This is a genomic window from Haloquadratum walsbyi C23, from assembly GCF_000237865.1.
GTDB lineage: Archaea > Halobacteriota > Halobacteria > Halobacteriales > Haloferacaceae > Haloquadratum > Haloquadratum walsbyi.
In genome coordinates this window covers 106,758-130,862 of sequence record NC_017459.1, presented here as the reverse complement: position 1 = coordinate 130,862, position 24,105 = coordinate 106,758, and the positions used below count along the sequence as shown (strand labels likewise).

Below are 24,105 nucleotides of genomic sequence, written 5' to 3'. Positions count from 1 at the left end.
ATTGAGCGCTATCATTGGGCTAATTTATCTAAAACTGCCGCCACAGAAAATCCTGCGTGAAAAAGACAGTATCAATTAATAATATCTATATAAATGGCAGATATTGATACTAAAACCCGATCTTAGTTGAATATCTACAATTAAAGTGTAATACATATGATAGGATGGGCATATGGCCACCCAGCCCTAAATGATTACTAGGTATTTGATTGCGTATACGAAGCAATGGACTGCAGTGTTCCGCTCAATAGTATCACGCCGGTTGACCTCTTGTCAGTCACGTCTACCCAGATAAGCGGGGCTCCCTTAGCACGACCTCTCACCCTCGATACTGGTATAATCTATTCGTCATGTATCACTCAAAAGACACTCACCAGCAGCGCGATTGACTCTTTCAGTAACTACGTTTCAAACTGTCGTGGGTTTTTACCCATCAAATATTGTGAACTCAGAGATATTGCTAGCGGCTCTTGTGTGAAGGATATCATAAACGGATTCACAGAGCAGGTCTCACATGAAGTATCATTTATCGATCATAATCTCTCTCTTTCGCGGACAACACTACCACCTAGGTTGAGGGCAGAATGAGTCAGACGGCAAAACCAATTTTCGCGGTTGTTGTCGCATTAAGTGTGCTTATTTCGGGAGTAGCTTTCATTGAGTCGGTGTCTGCACAGCAACCGAACCTGGTTCAGAATGGGAGTTTTGAGAACTCTTCAAACAACTTTGGTTCGGATGAGACAAATAACAAACTCGACGCGGGGTCGACTACAATTGATGGCTGGCGCGTGTCGTCGGGCGAAGTTGATCAAGTAGGAAATTTTTGGCCACCACAGGATGGTTCCGTTTCGATCGATCTCTCAGGCGGCGAACCCGGAGCTATTGAACAGGATGTGACTGAGTTAGAAGCTGAGAAACACTACGAGCTTACGTACTATTATAAGAACAACACGGAATATACAGGAAAGCATGAAGCTAGAGTGGAGATTGCTGATCTCAACATAACGGAAACAGCGAATAGCTCAATGGACTGGACACTGGCGACTCACAATTTCACAGCCGGTAACACAACTGAAACACTAAAATTTACGCAGATAACTCCCACAAGCGGCAGAGCGGGTATGGTTATCGATAACGTCTCGATCGTCGAATCATCTCACCAACCAGACACAACCGCGCCGAACGTGAGTATCGATCAGCCAGCGGGAGGTGCGACGCTCACCACGAGCAACGCTTCGCTCAACGTCAGCGCCAATGAATCGGGCAACTGGATATACAGCGTCGACGGCGGCCCCAATCAGACGGCGACTGACGCCAACGGCACCCAGACGCTGAATGTGACGTTGTCGGGACTCGTCGATGGGTCGCACACTGCGACCGTCTACATCGAAGACAACAGCGGGAACGTCGACACCGACACAGTGAGCTTCACCGTCGACACCGGCGCACCCAACGTCACCAACGTCACGATCAGACGAATCGACGGCGGCAGTGTCGTCACGACGAACGACACCATCGAAGTGAGCGCCACTGTGACCGACGTGTCCTCGATCCAGTCTGTCACTGCCTCCGCGATCGCGTTCGATGCGGGGACAGTGAATCTCAGCGACGACGGCCCAAACTCTACTGCGGCCGACGACGTGTACAGTGCGACGTTCACCGTTGGTCCGGACCCGAGCGAGCAGACCCAGTCGGTGACCGTCACCGCGACTGATGAGGCCGGAAACGGCGGCACGCCACCAGGAGACCTCGTATACGACTCGATCACGGTCAACCCTGAGGGGACGACCGACTTCCGGACCGTCAGGCTTCCGCGCTCGTTCGAGAACCCGGTCGTCATCGCGAAGCCGCTGGAGTCGACTTCATCTAAAAAAGATAGCGAAGACGTGGCCACGGAGAAGCGCGGCCACACCCGTATTCGGAACGTCCAGTCGGATTCCTTCGAGATTCGCGTCGAGGAGTGGTCGAACCAAGACAACGGCCACCCGACCGCGAACGTCTCATACATCGTAGCCGAGGCCGGCACGACAGAACTCGACGACGGGACAAAAGTTGACGCTGGGACGACAACTCTGAGCGAAGGCACGATCAATTCAGTCGCGTTTAACCAGTCATTATCCGGCACGCCAATCGGATTTACGCAACCGCAGACATTCAACGATCCCGACGCGGTGAGCACGCGAAATCAAAACATCGACTCGAACGGGCTGGACGTGTTTATTCAAGAAGACGAAGCGAGCGGAAACGACGGGACGGCACACGGGACCGAGACGATAGGGTACATCGCTATTGAACAGGGCGACTCAGTGCTGGGTGAGACGAACTTCACTGCTGACGAGATCAGCGGGGTCAATAACCAGCTTAAGAAAATCACTTTCGACGACCCGCATCCTGCCGGATTTATTGCTGATCTGCAAGATAGCAGTGGAGGTCAACCAGCCTATCTCCGTTATGATGATCGCACGAAAGACAGTGTCGACGTTCGGGTTGAAGAGGATGCAGCGATTGATAAAGATGGGCACGCACCTACGACTGTCGGCTATCTCGCCTGGAACGCCAGCACGCAGGTGACCGGCACCCGGTCGAACACGCTCGCAGTGGACACTTCACCCCCAAGTATCGATTCGGTGACGATCACACGGACCGGTGGCACCGCGCCGCTGTCGGAGGGAGATACGTTCGATATCAACGCGACCGTGTCCGAGGCCGGCTCAATCACCACTGCCACGGCCGACGTCTCCGCACTGGATGCCGACAGTGATTCCGTCACGCTGACAGACACCGGCAACGGGAACTTCACCGGGAATGTGACTGTTGGGGCGAACCCGGCGCTGTCTCGGGAGGTAATCGTGTCGATGACAGACTCGCTGGGGAACAACGCCAGCGCAACGACGATTGCCGGGAGTCAGGCGTCGTGGGATCACGAGGTCAACGGTACCATCCAGACCGGCACGTTTGCCGGCAACGGGTCGACGGTGGACCCGTACATCATCGACTCGCTCGTCGATCTACAGGCGATCAACAAAAACGCCACCACGCGCGGATACAACTATCAGCTGGGCTCCGACCTCGACGCCTCGGCCACGCGGTCGTGGAACGTGCCCAGCGAACACGGGAAAGGGTTCGCGCCGATCGGTGGGCTGTTTGGCATCGACAGCGGTGCCGCATTTAGTGGCTCGCTCGACGGCGGCGGCCACACGATATCGAACCTGTCGATCGATCAGAGTGCGACTACAAAAAACGAGCTCGGGTTCGTCGGGACACTGGAATCGGGTGGTGTGGTTCGGAACCTCGCTCTCACGAACGTCTCGGTCGTCGGTGACAGACACATCGGTGCGGTGGTCGGAGAAAGCGCTGGGACTGTCCAGAACGTCACCGTATCAGGGACGGTCGAGGGCCGCCGGGAAATCGGTGGCGTCGTTGGGACTGTCACGTCTGGAGGGACTGTGAACAACGTCAGCGCGAGCGTGACTGTCACCGCGAGCGGGCAGTACGCCGGTGGGCTCATCGGTGATCACCAGAGTTCGACGCCGGTGACCGACGTGAACGCCTCGGGGGCTGTCACCGGAACCAGCTACACTGGCGGCCTCGTCGGGCGGGCGCGGACCGGCGTCATCAACGCCTCCGCCAGCGGCGACGTGACGAGCACGTCCGGCGACCGGGTTGGTGGATTGATCGGCAATCACAATCCCAATCAGGCGGCGACGATCAGGAACGTCTCGGCATCGGGTAACGTGTCGGGCAGCGGCAACCGGGTCGGTGGATTGGTCGGCAGCTCGGAGTCTGGCAACCAGATTACTGTCTCTGATGTACACGCCACAGGTGATGTCGTCACAACAAACACTGGCACGTACGCGTACGCCGGGGGGCTCTTTGGCGAGCTTCGACACGCGACCGACGTGACAGACGTCTCTGCTACCGGTGATGTCAACGCTTCCAGTACGCCCGGAAACGGTCGCCGAGTTGGCGGACTGTTTGGCGAACTCCACCACGATCAAGCTAATTATATCGTTGCAAACGCGTCAGCAAGCGGCGATGTTGACACAACTGGACAGCGCGTCGGCGGGCTGATCGGGTATCACGACAAAGGGAGGACGATCAATAACGTTACTGCAACGGGCGACGTATCAACTGTGGGAAAGAGGGTCGGCGGATTACTCGGAGAGACGGACGCTAGCGTCATCCGAGAGTCGTCCGCCAGCGGTGACGTGAATAGCACGTCTGGCAACAAGGTTGGTGGACTGATCGGCGATCACCGCCCCAATCAGGCGGCGACAATCAAGAGCGTCTCGGCGTCAGGCAACGTATCAACCAGTGGCCAGAAGGTCGGTGGGCTGGTCGGCACCTCAGAGACTACCGACCGGATTACCATCTCTAACGCCCACGCTACGGGTGACGTCAACGCGACAGAGACCGGCACGAACTCGTACGTCGGGGGACTCTTCGGTCGACTTCGACACGCTGTCGACGTGACAAACGTCTCCGCCACCGGTGACGTTTCGGCTCAAGACAACTCCTATGGTCGCCAAGTCGGCGGACTGTTTGGCCAACTCCACCACGATTCAGCTAATTACATCCTGACGAACGCCTCGGCCACCGGTGATGTTGACGCGACGGGACGGCGAGTCGGCGGGCTCATCGGCTACCACCAGAACGGTGAGGTGGTGAGAGACGCCACCGCGACTGGCGATGTGTCGGGTGGCGCTGGTTACGCGGGTGGACTGATTGGCGATCATACGAACGGTGAGACAATTGAAAACGTCTCTGCGATTGGTGACGTCGCCAGTGACGGCGACTACACAGGCGGACTGTTCGGACGTGTAAGTGCGAGCGTGAGCAACTCCTCAGCTAGTGGGACCGTGACGAGCACATCCGGCGGGTACGTTGGCGGACTGATCGGCGAACACCGCCCTAATCAGGCAGCGACAATCGAGAGCGTCTCAGCGTCAGGTAACGTGTCGGCCGGGGGTCAGAAAGTCGGTGGACTGGTCGGTGCTTCGGAGTCCGGCAACCAGATCACCGTCTCTGATGCCCACGCTACGGGTGAGATCAATGCAACGGAGACTGGTACAAACTCGTACGCCGGGGGACTCTTCGGTCGACTTCGACACGCCGTCGACGTGACAAACGTCTCCGCCACCGGTGACGTTTCCGCTCAAGATAATTCCTACGGTCGCCGAGTCGGCGGACTGTTTGGCGAACTTCACCATGATTCGGCAAACTACATCCTGACGAACGCTTCGGCCACTGGTGACGTTGACGCGACAGGACAGCGAGTCGGTGGGCTCATCGGGTATCACCAGAACGGTGAGGTGGTGAGAAATGCCACCGCGACCGGCACCGTGTCGGGTGGGGGAGATCATATCGGCGGGTTACTCGGACAGACGGACGCCAGCAACATCCGAGAGTCGACCGCCAGCGGCGAGGTGAATAGTACGTCTGGCGACCGGGTTGGCGGACTGATCGGCGATCACCGCCATAATCAAGCGGCGACGATCACGAACGTCTCAGCGTCGGGTAACGTATCGACCAGTGGTCAGAAAGTCGGTGGACTGGTCGGTACTTCGGAGTCTGTTAACCAGATTACTGTCTCTGATGTACACGCCACAGGTGATGTCGTCACAACAAACACTGGTACGTACGCGTACGCCGGGGGACTCTTTGGCAGGCTTCGACACGCGACCGACGTGACAAATGTCTCTGCCACCGGCAATGTTAATATCTCCAGTGCCTCCGGAAACGGTCGCCGAGTCGGCGGACTAGCCGGCGAACTTCACCATGATTCGGCAAACTACATCCTGACGAATGCTTCGGCCACCGGTAACGTTGACGCGACGGGACAGCGAGTCGGCGGGCTAATCGGCTACCACCAGAATGGCGATAGAGTCGAAACCTCGTATGCACGAGGCGACGTCTCCACTGATGGTGACTACGTTGGTGGACTCATCGGCGATACGAATGGCGGTTCTATCACCGATTCGTACGCGCGCGGTGATGTCAATAGCTCGGGAGACTACGTTGGTGGCCTCGTCGGTGAAGCGAGCGGAGATGTGAAGCGCGTGTACGCCAGCGGACGCGTCGAGGGCGGGAGCACTGTCGGCGGACTCGTCGGGAACAACAACGGAGCACTCTCGGACGCCTACTGGGACAAGGGCGCGACCAACCAGACGGGTGCAACCGGAAGCGGCTCGTCGGCTGGAGCCACTGGCTTCGGGACAGTCGGCGACACCCGCGCCTTGGAGATGCAGGGCCGAGCGCCGACGACGTTCATGAAGCCGTTGAACTACACGTCGCCGTGGAAGCTCACGAGTACGTATCCGGTCTTCCAACGGGAGTCGAACACGACCGGGCCCTCGCTTTCGCCCATCGACTCGATGGAGGCCTCCGACACGACAGCACTGCAGACCGAGCAGACGACGATCGACGTCACCGCGACGGTCGACGGTACCCCTGCTGATGCAGGCTATGTGATCCGTGTCGACAACGCGGACGGCCTCACCGAACTCGCGGACGCCGGGGCCGTGACCGACGCGAACGGCACTGCAACGTTCACCTTCGCCGAATCAGCAATCGGGACGTTCGAGCCGACGTTCGGTGCAGCGGGAGAATCGACCGTCTCGACGACCGCGACGGTCGAGGTGGAGCCGGGCACAGTGCGGACGTACACTCGTGATGACGACACCGAGCTAACGGCGACGTATCCCGGTAACGGGACGGACACGAGCCCGTACCTCCTCGACTCGCTCGCGGATCTCCAAGCGATCAACATCAACGCGACCACGCGTGGTGAACAGTACCGACTCGCCGAGGATATCGACACGTCGGCGACGAACAACGCCTCCTGGAACAGTGGCAACGGCTTCGAACCGATTGCGGGTGAGAGCGGAACATTCGATGGTACGCTCGACGGAGACGGGCACACAATCTCGAATCTATCTGTCAATCGGAGCGACACGAGTACGGCTGGGCTCGTCGGCACGCTCGATTCCAGCGGGGTAATCCAGAATCTGACAATCCAGAACGCCTCTGTCACCGGGAGCGACGACCTCGGTGTGATAGCCGGGACCAGCGACGGAACGATCCAGAACCTGACCATCGAGAACGCCTCTGTCACCGGGAACAACGACGTCGGTGTGACAGTCGGAATCAACACTGGTACCGTCCAGGACGTCACTGCCTCAGGGACGGTTATCGGAAATGACCGGATCGGGGGCCTCGTTGGGACGGTCAACTCTGGTGGCGTCTTAACCGACTCAACTGCAGCCGCGACTACAAGCGGGAGCAAGTCCATTGGCGGGTTAGTCGGACAGAGTAGCGGGGCGGTGAACAATGCCAGTGCGAGCGGAACTGTCACTGCAACCGGGCAGTACGCTGGTGGGCTCATTGGCGATCACCAGAGTTCGACTCCGGTAACCGACGTGAGTGCCTCCGGGGCCGTCACCGGGACAGAGAGCACCGGTGGGCTGATTGGTCGAGCACAGGCTAACGTGACCGATTCCTCGGCGAGCGGGCGCGTGAACGGTACTACCGGATCTAACGTCGGTGGACTCATCGGTGAGCACGACCCAACTCAGGTAGCGACAATTGCAAACGTCTCGGCGTCGGGTGATGTTTCGACCAGTAAGGGCGTGCGCGTTGGTGGACTGGTTGGCAGTTCGATTTCCGGCTCTCCTGTCACTATCTTGAACGCGCGTGCTGATGGTAATGTTACGACATCGGATCTCAGCGGTAACAATGCTTTCACCGGTGGACTCATCGGTGAGATTCAAAACGCAAAGAACGTGACAAACGTCTCCGCCACTGGTCAGGTGAATGCCTCTATCGCCGGAAAACAAGGCGTCAATGGACGTGTTGGCGGACTCATCGGTAGCTTTGAGCACGAATCGGCATCACGCATCGTTGCAAATGCCTCTGCGACGGGCGATGTTGCTACTGACACGAACGGTCAAGTCGGCGGATTAATCGGGACATACAGTGGTGGCGGTACAGTCGAGGACTCGAATGCACGAGGCAACGTCTCTGCGACTGGCCAGAGTGTTGGTGGATTACTCGGATCGGCGGACGCCAGCATCATCCGACGTTCGTCAGCAACTGGGGACGTGAATAGTACTGGTAGTAACGTCGGTGGACTGATCGGCAAGCACGACCCAAGCCAGGTAGCGACAATTGCAAACGTCTCGGCATCAGGTAACGTGTCGACCAGAAACCAGGGCGCCGGTGGACTGGTTGGTGCCATACAGACCAGTCCCGTTAGTATCTCTGATGCGGACGCAAGCGGTGATGTCACCGCGGCAGTCGGCAGCGGTCGCGGGTACGTCGGCGGACTTATTGGCGAAATTCGAAACGCAAAGAACGTGACGAACGTCTCCGCCAGTGGTCAAGTCAATGTATCCGCTAGTACTGGTTTTAATGGTGAGCATGTTGGCGGACTCATCGGGGTAATTGACCACGAATCGGGGGCAAACATTGTGGCAAACGCCTCCGCGACAGGTGATGTCAACGCGGATGCGGCTGGGCCAACCGGTGGGCTGATTGGGGGCACTGAAGGGACGCTCGGTACAGTGCAGGACTCATACGCACAGGGTAATGTCTCTGGGACGGGACCCGTCGGCGGACTCATCGGGCAGACAAACGGCGACACGGCACGCGTGTACGCGAGCGGCCGAGTTGAGGGGAACAGTGGTCTTGGCGGGCTCATCGGTGATAACTCAGGGCAGATCTCCGAGTCTTACTGGGACAAAGGCGCGACTGCCCAGTCGGATGCGACAGGAAGCGGCACGCCGGACGGGGCAACTGGCTACGGATCTGTCGGTGACACCACGCCGGCACCGCAGATGCAGGGTCGGGCGGCGACTGAGCTCATGGATGGGCTACACTACACGACTACGTGGAACGTCACACGGGGCTATCCGGTCTTGCAGGCGCAGTCGACTGGAACCGAACAGCCACCTCGCACAGTCAATACGGTCACCGCTACCAACGCGAGCGCGATTCAGTCCGAGCAGGTCTCGGTTTCGGTCACAGTGACGACAGCTGGCACCAGCACGGCTGAGGGGCTCATCGTGGGCGTTCAGGATACCGGAGGTCTCACCAGCCTTGAGAACGCTACGGCCGTGACGAACGAGACGGGGACCGCAACACTCTCGATCACTGAATCGGATACCGGGACGTTTAGCCCGACATTTACTGTGGTCGGCTATTCGACCGCGACGGCGAACGCGACGGTCACCGTGAGCGATGGGGCGGTACGAACTTACGTCCGCGAAGATGGCGAAGAATTGACCGCGGTGTATAGCGGAAACGGCACCGCTGACAATCCGTACCTGATCGACTCGCTTGCAGATCTGCAAGCAATCGACAACAGCAGTGCTGCGCGTGCTGATAATTACCGACTCGCCGAAGATATCGACACGTCGGCGACGGGCAACGCCTCGTGGAACGGTGGCAGCGGCTTCGAGCCGATTGCGCCATTCACCGGCTCACTTGACGGTAACGACACCACGATTTCGAACCTGTCGATCAACCGAAGCGGAGCGAGCACGGCTGGGCTCGTCGGCGCGCTCGACTCGAACGGGGCGATCCAGAATCTGACAATCCAGAACGCCTCGGTCACCGGGAGCGACGAACTTGGCGTGGTAGCCGGAACTAACGACGGCACAATCCAGAACCTAACGGTCGAGGACGCCTCGATAGACGGGGTCAACGACCTCGGCGTGGCCGTCGGAGCCAACAACGACACGGTCCAGAACGTCACCGCCTCGGGAGCCGTCCGCGGAAGCGATCGGATTGGTGGTCTCGTTGGAACCGTCAATAGTGGCGGTGTCGTTACTGACGCGACCACAACGGCGACCGCAAACGGCAGTCAGTCCATCGGTGGACTGGTCGGAGAGAGTAACGGCGCGGTGAACAACGCCAGTGCGAGCGGGACCGTCACCGCGACTGATCAGTACGCTGGTGGTCTCATCGGTGATCACCAGAGTACGACGCCGGTGACCGACGTGAACGCCTCCGGGGCTGTCACCGGGACGAGCTACATTGGTGGTCTCCTCGGCCGGGGGCAGGCTGACGTGATCAACGCCTCTGCAGGCGGGAGCGTGAACGGCACCTCCGGTGGGTACGTGGGCGGATTGGTCGGTCAGGCGAAGTCAAGTTCCGGGAACCCGATCACCGTCTCTAACGCTCATGCTTCGGGCGTCGTTAACGCGACGAACACGGGGACAGATGCGTATACCGGCGGGCTCGTCGGAGAGTTCCAGAACGCAGGAAACGTGACAGATGTCTCTGCTACCGGTGATGTCAACGCCAGTGACCCCGGAGGCGGGAACCTAGTCGGTGGACTGTTTGGCGAACTTCACCACGATTCAGCTGATCACATCCTGACAAACGCCTCGGCCACCGGTGACGTTGACGCAACTGGACAGCGGGTCGGTGGGCTGATTGGGTACTACAAGGATGGCGATGGTGTCGAAACATCGTATGCACGAGGCAACGTCTCCACTGATGGCGACTACGTTGGTGGACTCATCGGCGATACGAATAATGACGGGTCTATTACCGATTCGTACGCGCGCGGTGATGTCACCACATCGGGCGACAAAGTTGGTGGTCTCGTCGGCGAGACCGAGGATGTAGATGTAACTCGGTCGTACGCCAGCGGACGCGTCAAGGGCGGGAGCACCGTTGGCGGACTCGTCGGGAACAATACTGGGCAACTTTCGGGCGCCTACTGGGACAAAGGCGCGACCAACCAGACGGCTGCGACCGGAAGCGGCTCGTCGGGTGGAGCAACCGGCTTCGGGACCGTTGGTGACGACACTCAAGCCTTAGAGATGCAAGGTCGCGCCCCGACGCAATTCATGTCGGCGCTGGACTACACGTCACCGTGGAAGCTCACGAGCACGTATCCGGTCTTCCAGCGGGAGTCGAACACGAGTGGAAGCCTGCTTGCACCCGTCGACACCATTGAAGCCACCGACGCGACAGCGGTTCAGACACAGCAGATAACAGTCGAGGTCAACGCGACGATCAACGGCAGTCCCGTTGGTCCAGGATACCTGATCAACGTCTCGAATGCGGACGATCTCACCGAACTCAAAGACGAAACGGCTCTGACCGACGCGAACGGCACTGCAACGTTCACCTTCACCGAGCCGAACACCGGGACATTCGAACCGGAGTTCGAGGCGGTGAGCAATTCGGCTGCCTCGGTGACCGCGACGGTTACGGTAGAAAGCGGAGTGGTGCGAACCTACATCCGTGAGGACGGCACGGAACTGACAGCCGTGTACCGCGGGAACGGGACCGTCAACAGCCCCTACGAGATCGATTCGCTGGCTGATCTCCAGGCGATCGACAACAGCACCACGGCACACGACAATCAGTATACATTGGTCGCCAATATCGACGCGTCTGCCACCATCGAATCCTGGAACGGTGGCAGCGGATTCGAGGCAATCGCGAGTGCCACCGATGAGGCATTTACCGGCACGCTCGACGGCAACGGGCACACGATCTCGAATCTCTCGGTTGACCGAAGCGGAGCGAACAGAGCAGGCCTCGTCGGCACCCTCGGCTCGAACGGAACGATTCAGAACCTGACGATCCAGAACGCCTCGGTCACCGGCAACAACGACGTCGGAGCCGCAGTCGGGACCAGCGCCGGTACCGTCGAGAACGTCACCACCTCGGGAACGGTCAACGGAAACGATCGGGTTGGTGGCCTCGTCGGCGAAACTATCGCTGATGGTGTTATTACTGGCTCGACTGCATCCGTGAATACATCCGGAAACCAGGCTATCGGCGGACTGGTCGGACAAAGTAGCGGCGCGGTGAACAACGCCAGTGCGAGCGGGGAAGTCACTGCGAACAGCAAGTATGCTGGCGGACTCATCGGTGATCACCAGAGTACGACGCCGGTGACCGACGTGAACGCGTCCGGAACCGTTAGTGGCACGAGTAGCGCCGGCGGGCTGATCGGCCGAGCACAAGCAAACGTCACCGACGCTACTGCCACCGGCGATGTGGTGAGTACCTCCGGCACCAAGGTCGGCGGTTTGATCGGTAATCATCAGGCTGGCCAGACGATTGTGGACGTCAGCGCCACGGGCACCGTCTCGAGTGACGGTGACGATGTTGGCGGACTCGTTGGATTCACGCGTGCGTCCGTGCGGAACGCCACTGCGAGCGGTGAAGTCGAAAGCACCACCGGAGCGAATGTTGGTGGGCTGGTCGGACGGTTAAGCCACGACGACAGCACCCACGTTACGAACGTTACCGCGACAGGAACCGTCTCTGCAGGCGCTGATCACGTCGGTGGGCTGGTTGGGTTCATCGAGGATTCAGACGACAACGGCAACATCACGATGTCTGGAGCACGAGCCACAGGCGACATCGAGATGACGTCCGACGATGGAGGCCCCGCGTCCGTGGGTGGTCTCGTTGGACGGTTCGAACACGGGTCTGCGATTACCGACGTCTCCGCGACCGGCGATGTGAGTAGTGTCGGCGGAAACGAGGTCGGCGGTCTGATCGGACGGCTAGACCAACTGGCTAGCACTGATGTACTCAAAAACGCCTCGGCAACTGGCGACGTTACTACTACGGGTCAAAAGGTCGGCGGGTTGATCGGATTCCACCGGACCGGGAGTGTGGACAACTCACATGCGCAAGGGAATGTCTCCGCCGGGTCGGGCGACAACGTCGGTGGACTCATCGGAGTTCACGGACGGAATGGGGGCCGCGTCGGTGATTCGTACGCACGCGGGGATGTCAACACTTCAGGCAATAATGTCGGAGGTCTTATTGGTCGGAGCGAGGGCAAAGTGCTCCGCGTCTATGCCACCGGACGCGTTGAGGGCGGTAGCACCGTCGGCGGCCTCGTTGGTAAAAACGACGGCGGACAACTCTCCGAGTCTTACTGGGACAAAGGCGCGACTGACAAGTCGGATGCGACCGGAAGCGACACACCGGCTACAGTGAGCGGCTACGGATCTGTCGGTGACACCACGCCGGCACCGCAGATGCAGGGTCGGGCGGCGACTGAGCTCATGGAGGGGCTAAACTACACGACTACGTGGAACGTCACACGGGGCTATCCGGTCTTGCAAGCGAAGTCGACCGGAACCGAACAGCTGCCTCGAACGGTCGATACGGTCACCGCTACCAACGCGAGCGCGATTCAGTCCGAACAGGTCTCGGTTTCGGTCACAGTGACGACAACCGACAGCAACATCCGTGAGGATTTCGTCATCAGTGTTCAGGATACCGGAGGTCTCACTAGCCTTGAGAACGCCACGGCTGTGACGAACGACACAGGCGTTGCGACGTTTAACATCACTGAATCGTCGCCTGACACGTACACCCCAACATTTGGCGTGGCTGGGTATTCGACTGCAACGACAAACGCGACGATCACTGTGGACAATGGGGCGGTGCGAACCTATACCCGCGAAGACGACACGGAATTGACGGCGGTGTACCGCGGGAACGGGACGCCCGACAGTCCGTATCTGGCTAACTCCCTTACAGATCTCCAGGCGATCAACAAGAACGCCACCACCCGGGATGAGCACTACCAGTTGACGGACGATATCAATGCGTCTGCCACCATCGAGTCCTGGAACGGTGGAAACGGCTTCGAACCAATCGCAAATGCCACTGATGCTGATGAGGCGTTCACCGGCTCACTCGACGGCGACGGGCACACGATTTCAAATCTGTCGATTGATCGAAGCGGGGCAGACGCCGTCGGTCTCTTTAGCGAGCTCGACACAGCCGGGGTGCTGGAGAATGTGACCCTTCAGAACGCTTCGGTCACCGGAGGCGACGATGTCGGATTGGTAGCTGGAACAAGCAATGGAACACTCCGGAACGTAACTACCACGGGAACAGTAACCGGAAATAATCGGGTTGGTGGGCTCATCGGAACAACAGAATTGAACAGCGTTCTCACCGAGTCCTCAGCAGCAGTGAATACGTCTGGAAGCCAGCGGGTCGGCGGATTAGTCGGCACTGCCGGCGGGATCGTGAACACCTCGACTGCGAACGGGACCGTCACCGCAACAGGACAGTACGCCGGTGGGTTAATCGGAGAGTCCCAAGGCACGATTCCAGTGACTAATACGGCTGCATCAGGGAACGTCACCGGAACTGCCGATGTAGGGGGACTTATTGGGCGTACAAATGCGACTGTCCGCAATTCGTCGGCGAGCGGTGTCGTGAACAGTACAAGCGGCGATGGCGTCGGTGGGCTGATCGGTCGTTCGCTGGCTGCTGTCCACGATTCATCAGCGAGCGGTGCGGTAAGCAGTACCGGCGGCAACAGTGTGGGTGGTTTGATTGGAAATGCAAGTGCGGATGTGACGAACTCCGCGGGACGTGGTAACGTCAGCAGCAGTACTGGAAACGAGGTTGGTGGATTGGTCGGACGACTTGAAGGCTCATCTAACATCCGCGATTCGCACGCACGAGGGACGGTTACCGCGGCATCCGATGTGGGTGGACTTGCTGGCACGATCGACACGGGCAATGCGACCCGTGTGTTCGCTACTGGACAGGTCGAGGGGAACAGCGCTGTTGGCGGACTCGTCGGGAAGAATAACGGTGGCACACTCTCCGACGTCTACTGGGACAAGGGTGCAACCAATCAAACGAATGCAACCGGAAGTGCAACACCGACTGGGGCTGACGGCTATGGGTTAGTCAATGATGACACACCAGCCGAAAGAATGCAGGGCGAGGCGGCAACGGCGTTCATGTCTGCATTGAATTACACGACCACTTGGAACACCACACGTGGCTATCCAGTGTTGCAGGCGCAAGCGACTGGGACCGAACAACCGCCTCGCAGAGTCGAGACAATCGATGCCACCGACGCGAGTTCAGCCCAAACCGAACAAGTTGCGATTTCGATCACGGTTACAGCTGCTGACTCCGAATCTACTGACGGATTTGTTATCACCGTTCGTGAATCGGACGGTCTCAGCGGTCTTGAAAATGCCACAGCTGTGACCGATCAGGACGGCACTGCAACATTCAGTTTCTCGGAGTCCAATGCGAACAGTTACAAACCAACGTTCGGTGTCGCAGGTGATACAGCAGTCTCAACGACCGCGAACATCATCGTCAAAGAAGGTGCCGTGCGCACGTACACACGCGAGGATGGTACAAACCTGACAGGGACGTACATTGGCAGCGGCACCCCGGATGACCCGTATCTGGCTAACTCCCTTACAGATCTGCAGGTGATTAACAAGAACGCCACCACCCGGGATGAGCACTACCAGCTGACGGACGATATCAATGCGTCTGCCACCATCGAATCCTGGAACGGTGGAAACGGCTTCGAACCAATCGCGAATGCCACCGATGAGGCGTTCACCGGAACACTTGATGGTAATGGCACGACAATTTCGAACCTGTCGATCGACCGGAGTGGCGCTGATTCAGTCGGTCTCATCAGCGAGGTTGGCACATCTGGAGTAGTGGAGAACCTGACACTCCAGAACGCCTCCGTCATCGGGAGTAGTGATGTTGGAGTTGTGGCTGGCACGAGCAATGGAGCGATCCGGAATGTGACTTCAACGGGGGCGGTCGCCGGTGACAACAAGATCGGCGGGTTGGTTGGAGCGAGTAACTCCAGTGCTGTCATCGCCGACTCGTCGACCGCGGTGACCACGTCCGGCACTCGCCAGATCGGTGGACTTGTGGGTCAAAGTAGTGGTTCAGTGACCAATTCCAGTGCGAGCGGCTCCGTTACTGCGAGCGGAGGCTTCGCTGGTGGACTGGTCGGCGATCTCGATGTGACCACTCCTGAAGAACTTGCGAATGTCAGTGCCTCGGGCAACGTCTCTTCAGGAGGACAGTACGTGGGTGGGCTTGTTGGCTTAGGGACCTCGACCTCATCGTCTGGTAATCCACTCACGATAACTGAAGCACAGGCTAGCGGTGATGTGAACACGACATACAACGGTGGAAATGACGCATACGTGGGTGGTCTCGCTGGCAAGCTCTCTAATGTCGGCAACGTCACTGACGTCACTGCGACTGGCGATGTCTCGAGTACGAGTGGAAACGACGTTGGCGGACTTGCGGGCGAACTAGTGCATGACTCGACATCATTCACATTGAGGAACGCTACAGCGACCGGCGACGTCACCACCACCGGTCAGCGAGTGGGTGGACTCATTGGCGCCCATCGGAATGGACAGGCTCTCACGAATGCCACAGCAACTGGCAATGTCTCGACTGACGGCAACAACGTTGGTGGACTCATCGGCTATCAACCCGATGACAAAACTGTTAGCGATGTCACCGCAACAGGCGACGTGTCAACTGAGGGGAATAATGCGGGCGGACTCATCGGACAGACGCGGGCATCACTCAGTGATGCTACAGCCAGTGGCGAGGTTCAAAGCAGCACTGGAGACAAGATCGGTGGACTCGTCGGATATCTCAAACTCAGTGCGGAAAAGACGACGAACGTCACGGCAACAGGCAATGTCTCGACTGACGGGAACAATGTGGGCGGATTGATTGGGCATGCAGAGGGCGTTGAGAGCACCTCCCAGACCACGATCTCTACTGCACGCGCCAGTGGCGACGTCACGAGCACGGACGGTAATGATATCGGCGGGTTGATTGGGAATGCATCGTTCCAGAACGACGCTGATACAGTCACAAACGCCTCTGCTACCGGCGATGTCGGCACTGATAGCGCTACTGGTTCATCTGTCGGGGGTCTTATTGGGTCTCAATCGGGTGGGCAGGTGCGTAATTCATACGCACGGGGGAATGTCACCACATCGGGCGACAACGTTGGTGGACTCGTTGGCTCGGCTGCTGGTAAGCAGATTGTTGACTCATATGCCCGCGGGAACATTACCACTGAGGGAACGAATGTGGGTGGAATCGCTGGTAAACTGAGCGGAGATGTGAAGCGCGTGTACGCCAGCGGACAGGTCACGGGCGACAACAAGGTCGGTGGACTCGTTGGCTCCGGTGGCACACTCTCGGACGCATACTGGGACAAAGGCGCAAGCACTCAGACGAATGCAACTGGAAATAAAAGCGGACTCGGGACTGGAACACCGAATGGAGTCGCCGGATACGGATCGATTGGATCTGACGTACCAGCGACGGAGATGCAGGGGCAGTCGCCATCGAAATTCATGTCAGCGCTGAATTATACTTCGACATGGTCACTCGTCAACGGCTATCCACAACTTCGGGCTGAGACCGCTCCCAGCTTTGCAAGCGATACGACTCCACCAACCCTCACCTCGGTGACCTCCACGGATGGCACAACCATCCAATTAACAATTGACGGCGGCGTGAGCGGTATCGACACGTCATCGATCGATAACACTGACTTCGCAGTGAGTAATAACTCGATCTCGTCAACTGATACTAGCACAAGCGGTACTGACACTAACACAACGCAAACAGTCACACTGAGTCTTAGTTCATCAGTTGAAACCAGACCTGTGACGGTAGATATTACATCACAGGCTGGGGGGATTACTGATCGGTCCGGCAACAAGCTGAGTAATATCACCACAACGCTGCCAGGCATCGACACCGTCTCTGTCTCAGACGATACGAACGACGATGGTATTGTCACCACAGGCGATCGCGTCCAAGTCACTGTTGAATCTAACACAGACACTGACACTACTCTCTCGTCGGTGACAGTCAATGCCACCGACTATGACGATGAAACAGCCACACTAAGTCCAAATGGCACCAACGTGGAGACTGGCGCTAGCATACACAGTGGTATAATTATTGTTGGATCGACCCCGACCGATGGATCAGATCAATCACTTACTGTGAATGTGACTGATGATACAGGAAACGCGGCTGTTCGCACGATCCAGGTGAGCGGCGTCACTGTCGACACGAAAGCACCGGAGATCACCTCTGTCTCACGCGCAGGTGGAGATTCAGTTGACGTGAGTATCCAAAGTGGGCTGAGCGGTATTGAGAAATCATCAATTAGCGCGGCTGATTTCACTGTTGAACCTGGAAAGGTTGCCAGCGTGGACACGTCAGCAGTCACGGATGGGTCAAACCAGACACAGACGGTTCGAATTGGACTTACCGACGCTATTCGTGGGAAGACCCCGACGGTGAGGATTAATTCGTCGAGTGACGGCATCTTAGATAAGGCTGGGAACGGACAAGGTGAGGATAGTACCAGCAGTAACGAGTCGAGTGACGGCACTGAGTCAGATCAGGGAGATCCTGAGGATGACATTGGCGGAATCAACACAGGAATCGCCCCAGCGGTGACATTGACAACGAGTGATCTCGATTCCAGCACGCTTTCGACGGTCGACGTGACATACAACGCGACAGGCGAGGTCGGGTCGAGTGATGATATTGAGATTCAATTATACAACGATAATAACTCAACAACGACCCCAATCGCGACCCGTACTGTCGGAAGTGTTGAAGGGCTCACAAGTCTCACTGTGCCATCATCAGCAGTCGGCGGCGGCACGTTCACCGGTCGGGCAACGCTTGTGAATACCAGCGCCAACACAGAACTGGCAAATAAGAGTAAACAGATTGTTGCCTATGAAAATGTCTCAACCAGCGTGACAGCGGGATCACTTGGAGGCAAAATCACTGTTAAGCACGACTTCGGGAGTCTTGACCCAGCAAATGCGCAAATCCGGGTCTCTCCAATAACGATCGGAAGCAAATTTACCACACAGACAGTGACTCCGGCTCAAAAACAGGGCACAGTGACAATCCCTGTGCCAAAACAAGCTAATAGCCGATTCAATGTCCAAACAGAAGTTGTTGACACATCGCGAAACCGCCAGATTCAGTCCTCACTGGGCTACGGCTGTGTCGGCTCACAGAAGGACCCGTGTTCAACCGTAAGCGAAACCGGGACCACAGTCGTTGATGCAACAACAGGGAATTCGGTTGGGATCGAAGTGAACGCCACGGTCGATCATAACCGCGGCGCGGTTGAGTGGTATCTTCACCCAACTGGTTCACCGGAGCAGAAAGACATCAGCATCGTCGACGGTGTTGACGCGAGTACGCCGCTTGCGGTGACAATCGCCGTGGACGATTTCGATCCAGTGTTCATGCTTGGAACAGGGAATGCCGATGGGTGGGAGAAGACGAGAGTCGATAAAAACACCAAAGAAATCAGTATCAACGTAACGCCGGCAGAGGCGTACGTCGAACCCGACATTCGAAACCCAGACCCACGTGAGTGGCCATTGAGCGACCACACGGCTTCAAAGCGATATGGCGCGATTGTGGATATGATAGCTGTCTCAATGGAAGGACGGGTGAACCCAGGCTACCGCAACCGTCTCGATGGAGCGTTCATCGGAACCAACGCACAAGCATTCAGTGTGCCGAAATCCAGTGCTGGCGGAAGTGATTCCGCAGGATCACTGAGCATCACCGTTGCAGCCCCACACTATGAGACTGATGGAACCACAGTCAACACAGGATTCTACAATGCCCGAATTCCGAAAAGCGTCCTTGTAGCATGGGGTATCTCTCCTGGACAGGTGACAGCAACATACAAGGGCGAATCCGTCTCAGGGTCGAGTCTGACCGTTGAAGACAAGAAAGGAGCAATATTCGTCTCCATGCCGGTCACGTACTCCTCAGGAACGGTTACCGTCAGCGGATCACAGGACTCCTCAGATACAACGGCACCAACAGTATCGAACGTTTCCCTCGATTCCGATGGGACCGGTAATCTCACTTTCACCGTTGACTCAAACGAGCAACTTGGGGTGGCGACAGATGACGTGTCCGTGAGTATTGATGGACCTAACACAAACGACGTGTATACATTCAATAGAGACGATCTTATCCAAAGTGGATCAGGACCATACACGTACGCGCTTGATCTCGACTCAGCACAACCTTATGATAATGGTGGAGGTACTTACACCGCAACAGTCGACACCGCCACCGATAGCGCCGGCAATGATGGCGGTGGATCGGGACTAACCGACTCACACGACCATACTGTGACCGGATCGACCCCGACGTTCGTGTCATCAGGAACAGTCACGACTCCTGAAAACCCGGGTGGAACTCTCCTTGATGTGAACGCAACTGACGGTGAAGGGGGTCTGTTCGACAGTGGAGTCAAGTATACAATTACCGGTGGCGCGGACAGCAGTTTATTCATTGTTGACGGCAAGACTGGTGCACTGTCGTTCGCTGATTCTGTGGACTTCGAGAGTCCGGCAGATGCTGATGGTGACAATGCGTATGAGCTCGATGTCACCGCAAGCACTGCAAACGCCAATGCCACACAATCAATCAGTGTAACCATTACTGATGTCGACGAACAACCAACAGGTCAGGTTAATCTGACCGGAGGGGACCCAGGTGATCGGACGATATCCATCGTCGGGAACAAGACTGGATACACTTTCGACGCAAGCAAGATAGTCGACCCAGAGGGTACTGGCGTCTCATACAGGTGGGACTTCGGCAATGGTGACACCTCGACAGGTTCGACAGTAACGCGTGATTACGACCCAGGATCGTATCTCGAAGAGACAACCGTTTCGCCGACACTCACCGTCGACGACGGAAGCAAACAGACTGTTATTGACGTCAGCGTCACCTTCTACAGCGATATCGACGGTGATGGATTGGCTGATGATAATGAAGCGACTGGCGTGCCGACGGACAACGATGACGATAATGATGGTATCCCAGATGATGAAGATCAAGAGCCAGCACTCGGAGAAATGAGTTCGATTAGTGGAACCATCACTGATACGAACGGCAGCAGGGTCACTCAGGGCGACGTGACGATAATCAGCTCAGACGGAACTCATCGAGAATCTGTCTCTTTGGACTCAAACGGCAAATTCGATACGACGGTACCAGCTGGGAACTACCGACTCGTCGTTGAGAACACCTCAGCACCGGTCCATGAACGTGAGAATATCACAGTCGGACCACAAACACCAACATCACAGAATCTTACGCTTGAAGGATCGGGGACTGTCGCTGGGAAGTTCATCAATCCTGATGAGACAGTTGCGTCAAATATTCCCGTCCAGATTGCGAGCCGAGACGGGGGTGAAACCTACTATACGAAAACGGACAGCACGGGCGAGTACGAAGTCGCGGTGGAGCCCGGCGATTATGTCGTTGCGCCACTTGGGAATGATTCCGGGAACGCTTCCCGAGAAGTGAGCGTGGAACTTGGTGAAACCATTCAGCAATCCGTGACACTCGATCCGCAGCCAGTCGAGACCGCAGCTTCACTCAGTATTGCCTCTGGTCCGGGAAGCGTGACCGCAGACGGTCATCAGATGGTAGTGATTCCGGAAGTCACTGACGGATTGTTACAGATTCAAATCGCAAATAACAGTGATCCAAACCGAGATATATCCGTTGTTGAGGATCCATCAGAACTGGAAAACTTTGGCGTGACGAATGAAACCAAATTCAGGATTCGGGTGACCGTCACGAATTACACGCCACATACACTGTTCTGGGCGCTTCGAGATGCCGAGTTCAACTCGAAACCGAACGCAACGAACCCAGCAGCGACAGATATCATCATCACGGGCAGTCCGGTGTCATTGGCAACGACATCAACTCAACAAAAGCGCGTCGGACCGCTCGTCAGTGAGGACCCATCAACAGTGTCATGGCCGAGTGGTGCTGCAGATACGGCTGACTCTCAGTATAATCAGACAGTGTACTTCTCGGTGTATGACCTTTCGACAAGACCCGAATCACTTCGTGACCGATTGACGGGATTGATCCTCTCGACAAACGCCCAGCGGATCTCCCTCCCAGAGGTATCGAATGACCGACTGAGAACCTGGATTGCTGGACCACGGTACAAGACAGCCAGTGGCACGAAATACGAGGGATTCTACCAAGCGCAGATCCCACAGTCACAATTAGAGGAGTGGGGAGTGGCGGATCATCCTACCCACCAGTTGTTTGGTGAATACAAATCTAGTGAGCGCAATCTGACCGTCGAGGATGTAGACGGTGGGATTAGTGTCGACGTGTCGAATATCTCCTACTCAGCGTCGTACGTGGATATTAAAGCTGATTCCACGGCTCCAGTGCCTGAATCGGCTCTCGAAGATGATTCCTCGAACCAGGAGAATGTCGATGACCCTCCAAGTCAAGATAGTAATGACCCTCCAAGTCAAAATAATGTGAATAATAAAGCCGACTCGGAAGCCGTCGTTGGGGATGGCGATACTGGCGGGGAATCACAAGCCGGTAGCGATGGCGGAGACAGTGGAAGTAGTAGCAGTAGTAGCAGTAGTAGCAGTAGTAGCAGTAGTGGCGGCAGTGGCGGCAGTGGCAGTAGTAGCGGCAGTGGCAGTAGTGGCGGCAGTGGCGGTAGTAGCGGCAGTGGCAGTAGTGGCGGCAGTGGCGGCAGTGGCAGTAGTAGTGGCAGTAGTAGTGGCGGCAGTGGCACCGGTGGTATGATTGCGGACGCGCTCACTGTTATCACAGCACCATTCAAGTGGTTTGGATCATTGTCAACAGCTGGCAAAGCCGCAGTCGCGACGACCACTGGTGCTGGGGCAGCTGGCGCCGCATATGGACTTGGCGGTGATCGAATCCAGACACCACTGAACATTGCCCGTCGCCGATTCCAGTCGTGGCTCCGGCGCCGGATCCGAGGCTCTTCACGGAGTCAGATCAGCAAGCTACTCGCTCGTCTACGCCGACTCAAGTGGGCAAAAATTCGCACACAGATTGCCGGAGTCCGGAAGTACTTCACCCGGTCGTACTGGCGTGAATTCATCGCGAAGCGCCGAAAACTCGCATCGCGTGAGGGGATGAAAAACTGGTTGAAGAGCAAATATCGGGGGAATCGAAAGCGGAAATACCGTGGCTGGCTCCGTGGTCGTCTGCGTGGTGGTGTTAACTGGGTTGCTGGGGGACTATTGAGAGGCGCAGCGCCCGCATGGCTCGGTGTCGTGTCTGGACCTGCAGCAACAGCCGTCTCAGTGATTACGGGCGAGATCCGCCGCTGGATCGAGGATAAGGCAATGGACCGATTTGATTCAACGCGGAAACGGTATGCGAAGTTGGCAATCCAATCGAGTGCCTGGATAACCACCGTTGAGACCCGGTTATGGCAGCTCCTCAGTGGGGAGGACTCCCCATCCAGTAGTCGGTCATTGGCTGCAATCGCCGGTGAATCTGCAAGCGAATTGAATGAGGTTGGTGTTGAGTCCGTCGACCAGTTAGCCAGCGCTGACCCAGAGCAGCTTGCAAGCGCGCTTGAGACAGATGAATCCGCCGTCGCGGGGTGGGTGAACCGGGCTGGACACGCAAGCGGGAGTACAGAGCGCCCAGCATTCATCGAAACGCGAAATGGGAAGCGAATTCAAGCCCGATATGAGCAGATCGCTGAGATAGTGCAAACGGGCGTCTCCATTCCAACTATTTCGGTGGGATCAGTGCATTCAATAACCGACATCGGGGGCAGGCAATTGGCTCGGGTGACTGGGTGGCTCCAAGGAGATGTCTCCAGCATACTTAGCGGGGCATTTGAGAGGATACAATCATTCTCCCGTCGATTGCTATATCGTGTATCTATATGGATATACGGTCCAAGTGGTGCGCTTGAATCTATCGACGGGATCGGCCCCGAGTACAGCGACCGATTAGTTGAAGAAGGGATTACTGATGTTGCTGTGTTGAGTGCCTGTTCAGCCGAGCGGTTGAGCGAACGGATCAATGTATCTTCGAACCAGACATACCGGTGGATTACGCAGGCGACAGCTGAAACACCTGATACTCGAGGCTTACACCAGCGACTTGTCGCCGGGGTCGTGAGAGTCGAATCAGTGTTCATCGCTATGAAAACAAAGAGCTCAGTTCAACTCGAAAGCAATCGGCTGCGTGAGGATCATTTCTCCTCACAGTCGCTATCCGAGAAAGAAGTGAACCAGTTGGCTGTAGTCGGCATAACTACCGTAAGCCAATTGGCTGCGATCAACCCTGACAGGCTGGGAGCAGGGGTTGGAATCGACGCGAAGACCGCAGAAGAATGGGTTGAGATGGCTCAAGTATATAAAATGCATCTGAATAATAATTCATAATATTTAGGAT

Annotated in this window: 1 protein-coding gene; it reads left to right on the top strand. The window is 57.0% G+C overall.

Annotation, left to right across the window (positions count from 1 at the left end):
* Positions 1-584 precede the first annotated feature (584 nt).
* On the top strand, positions 585-24,095 hold the full coding sequence (locus tag HQRW_RS00525; protein WP_014555020.1) for a GLUG motif-containing protein: 23,511 nt from the start codon (positions 585-587) through the stop codon (positions 24,093-24,095).
* Positions 24,096-24,105: the final 10 nt, after the last annotated feature.

Coding starts and splice junctions, on each gene's coding strand:
- HQRW_RS00525 (WP_014555020.1), top strand. CDS start 585: ATGAGTCAGACGGCAAAACCAATTTTCGCGGTTGTTGTCGCATTAAGT.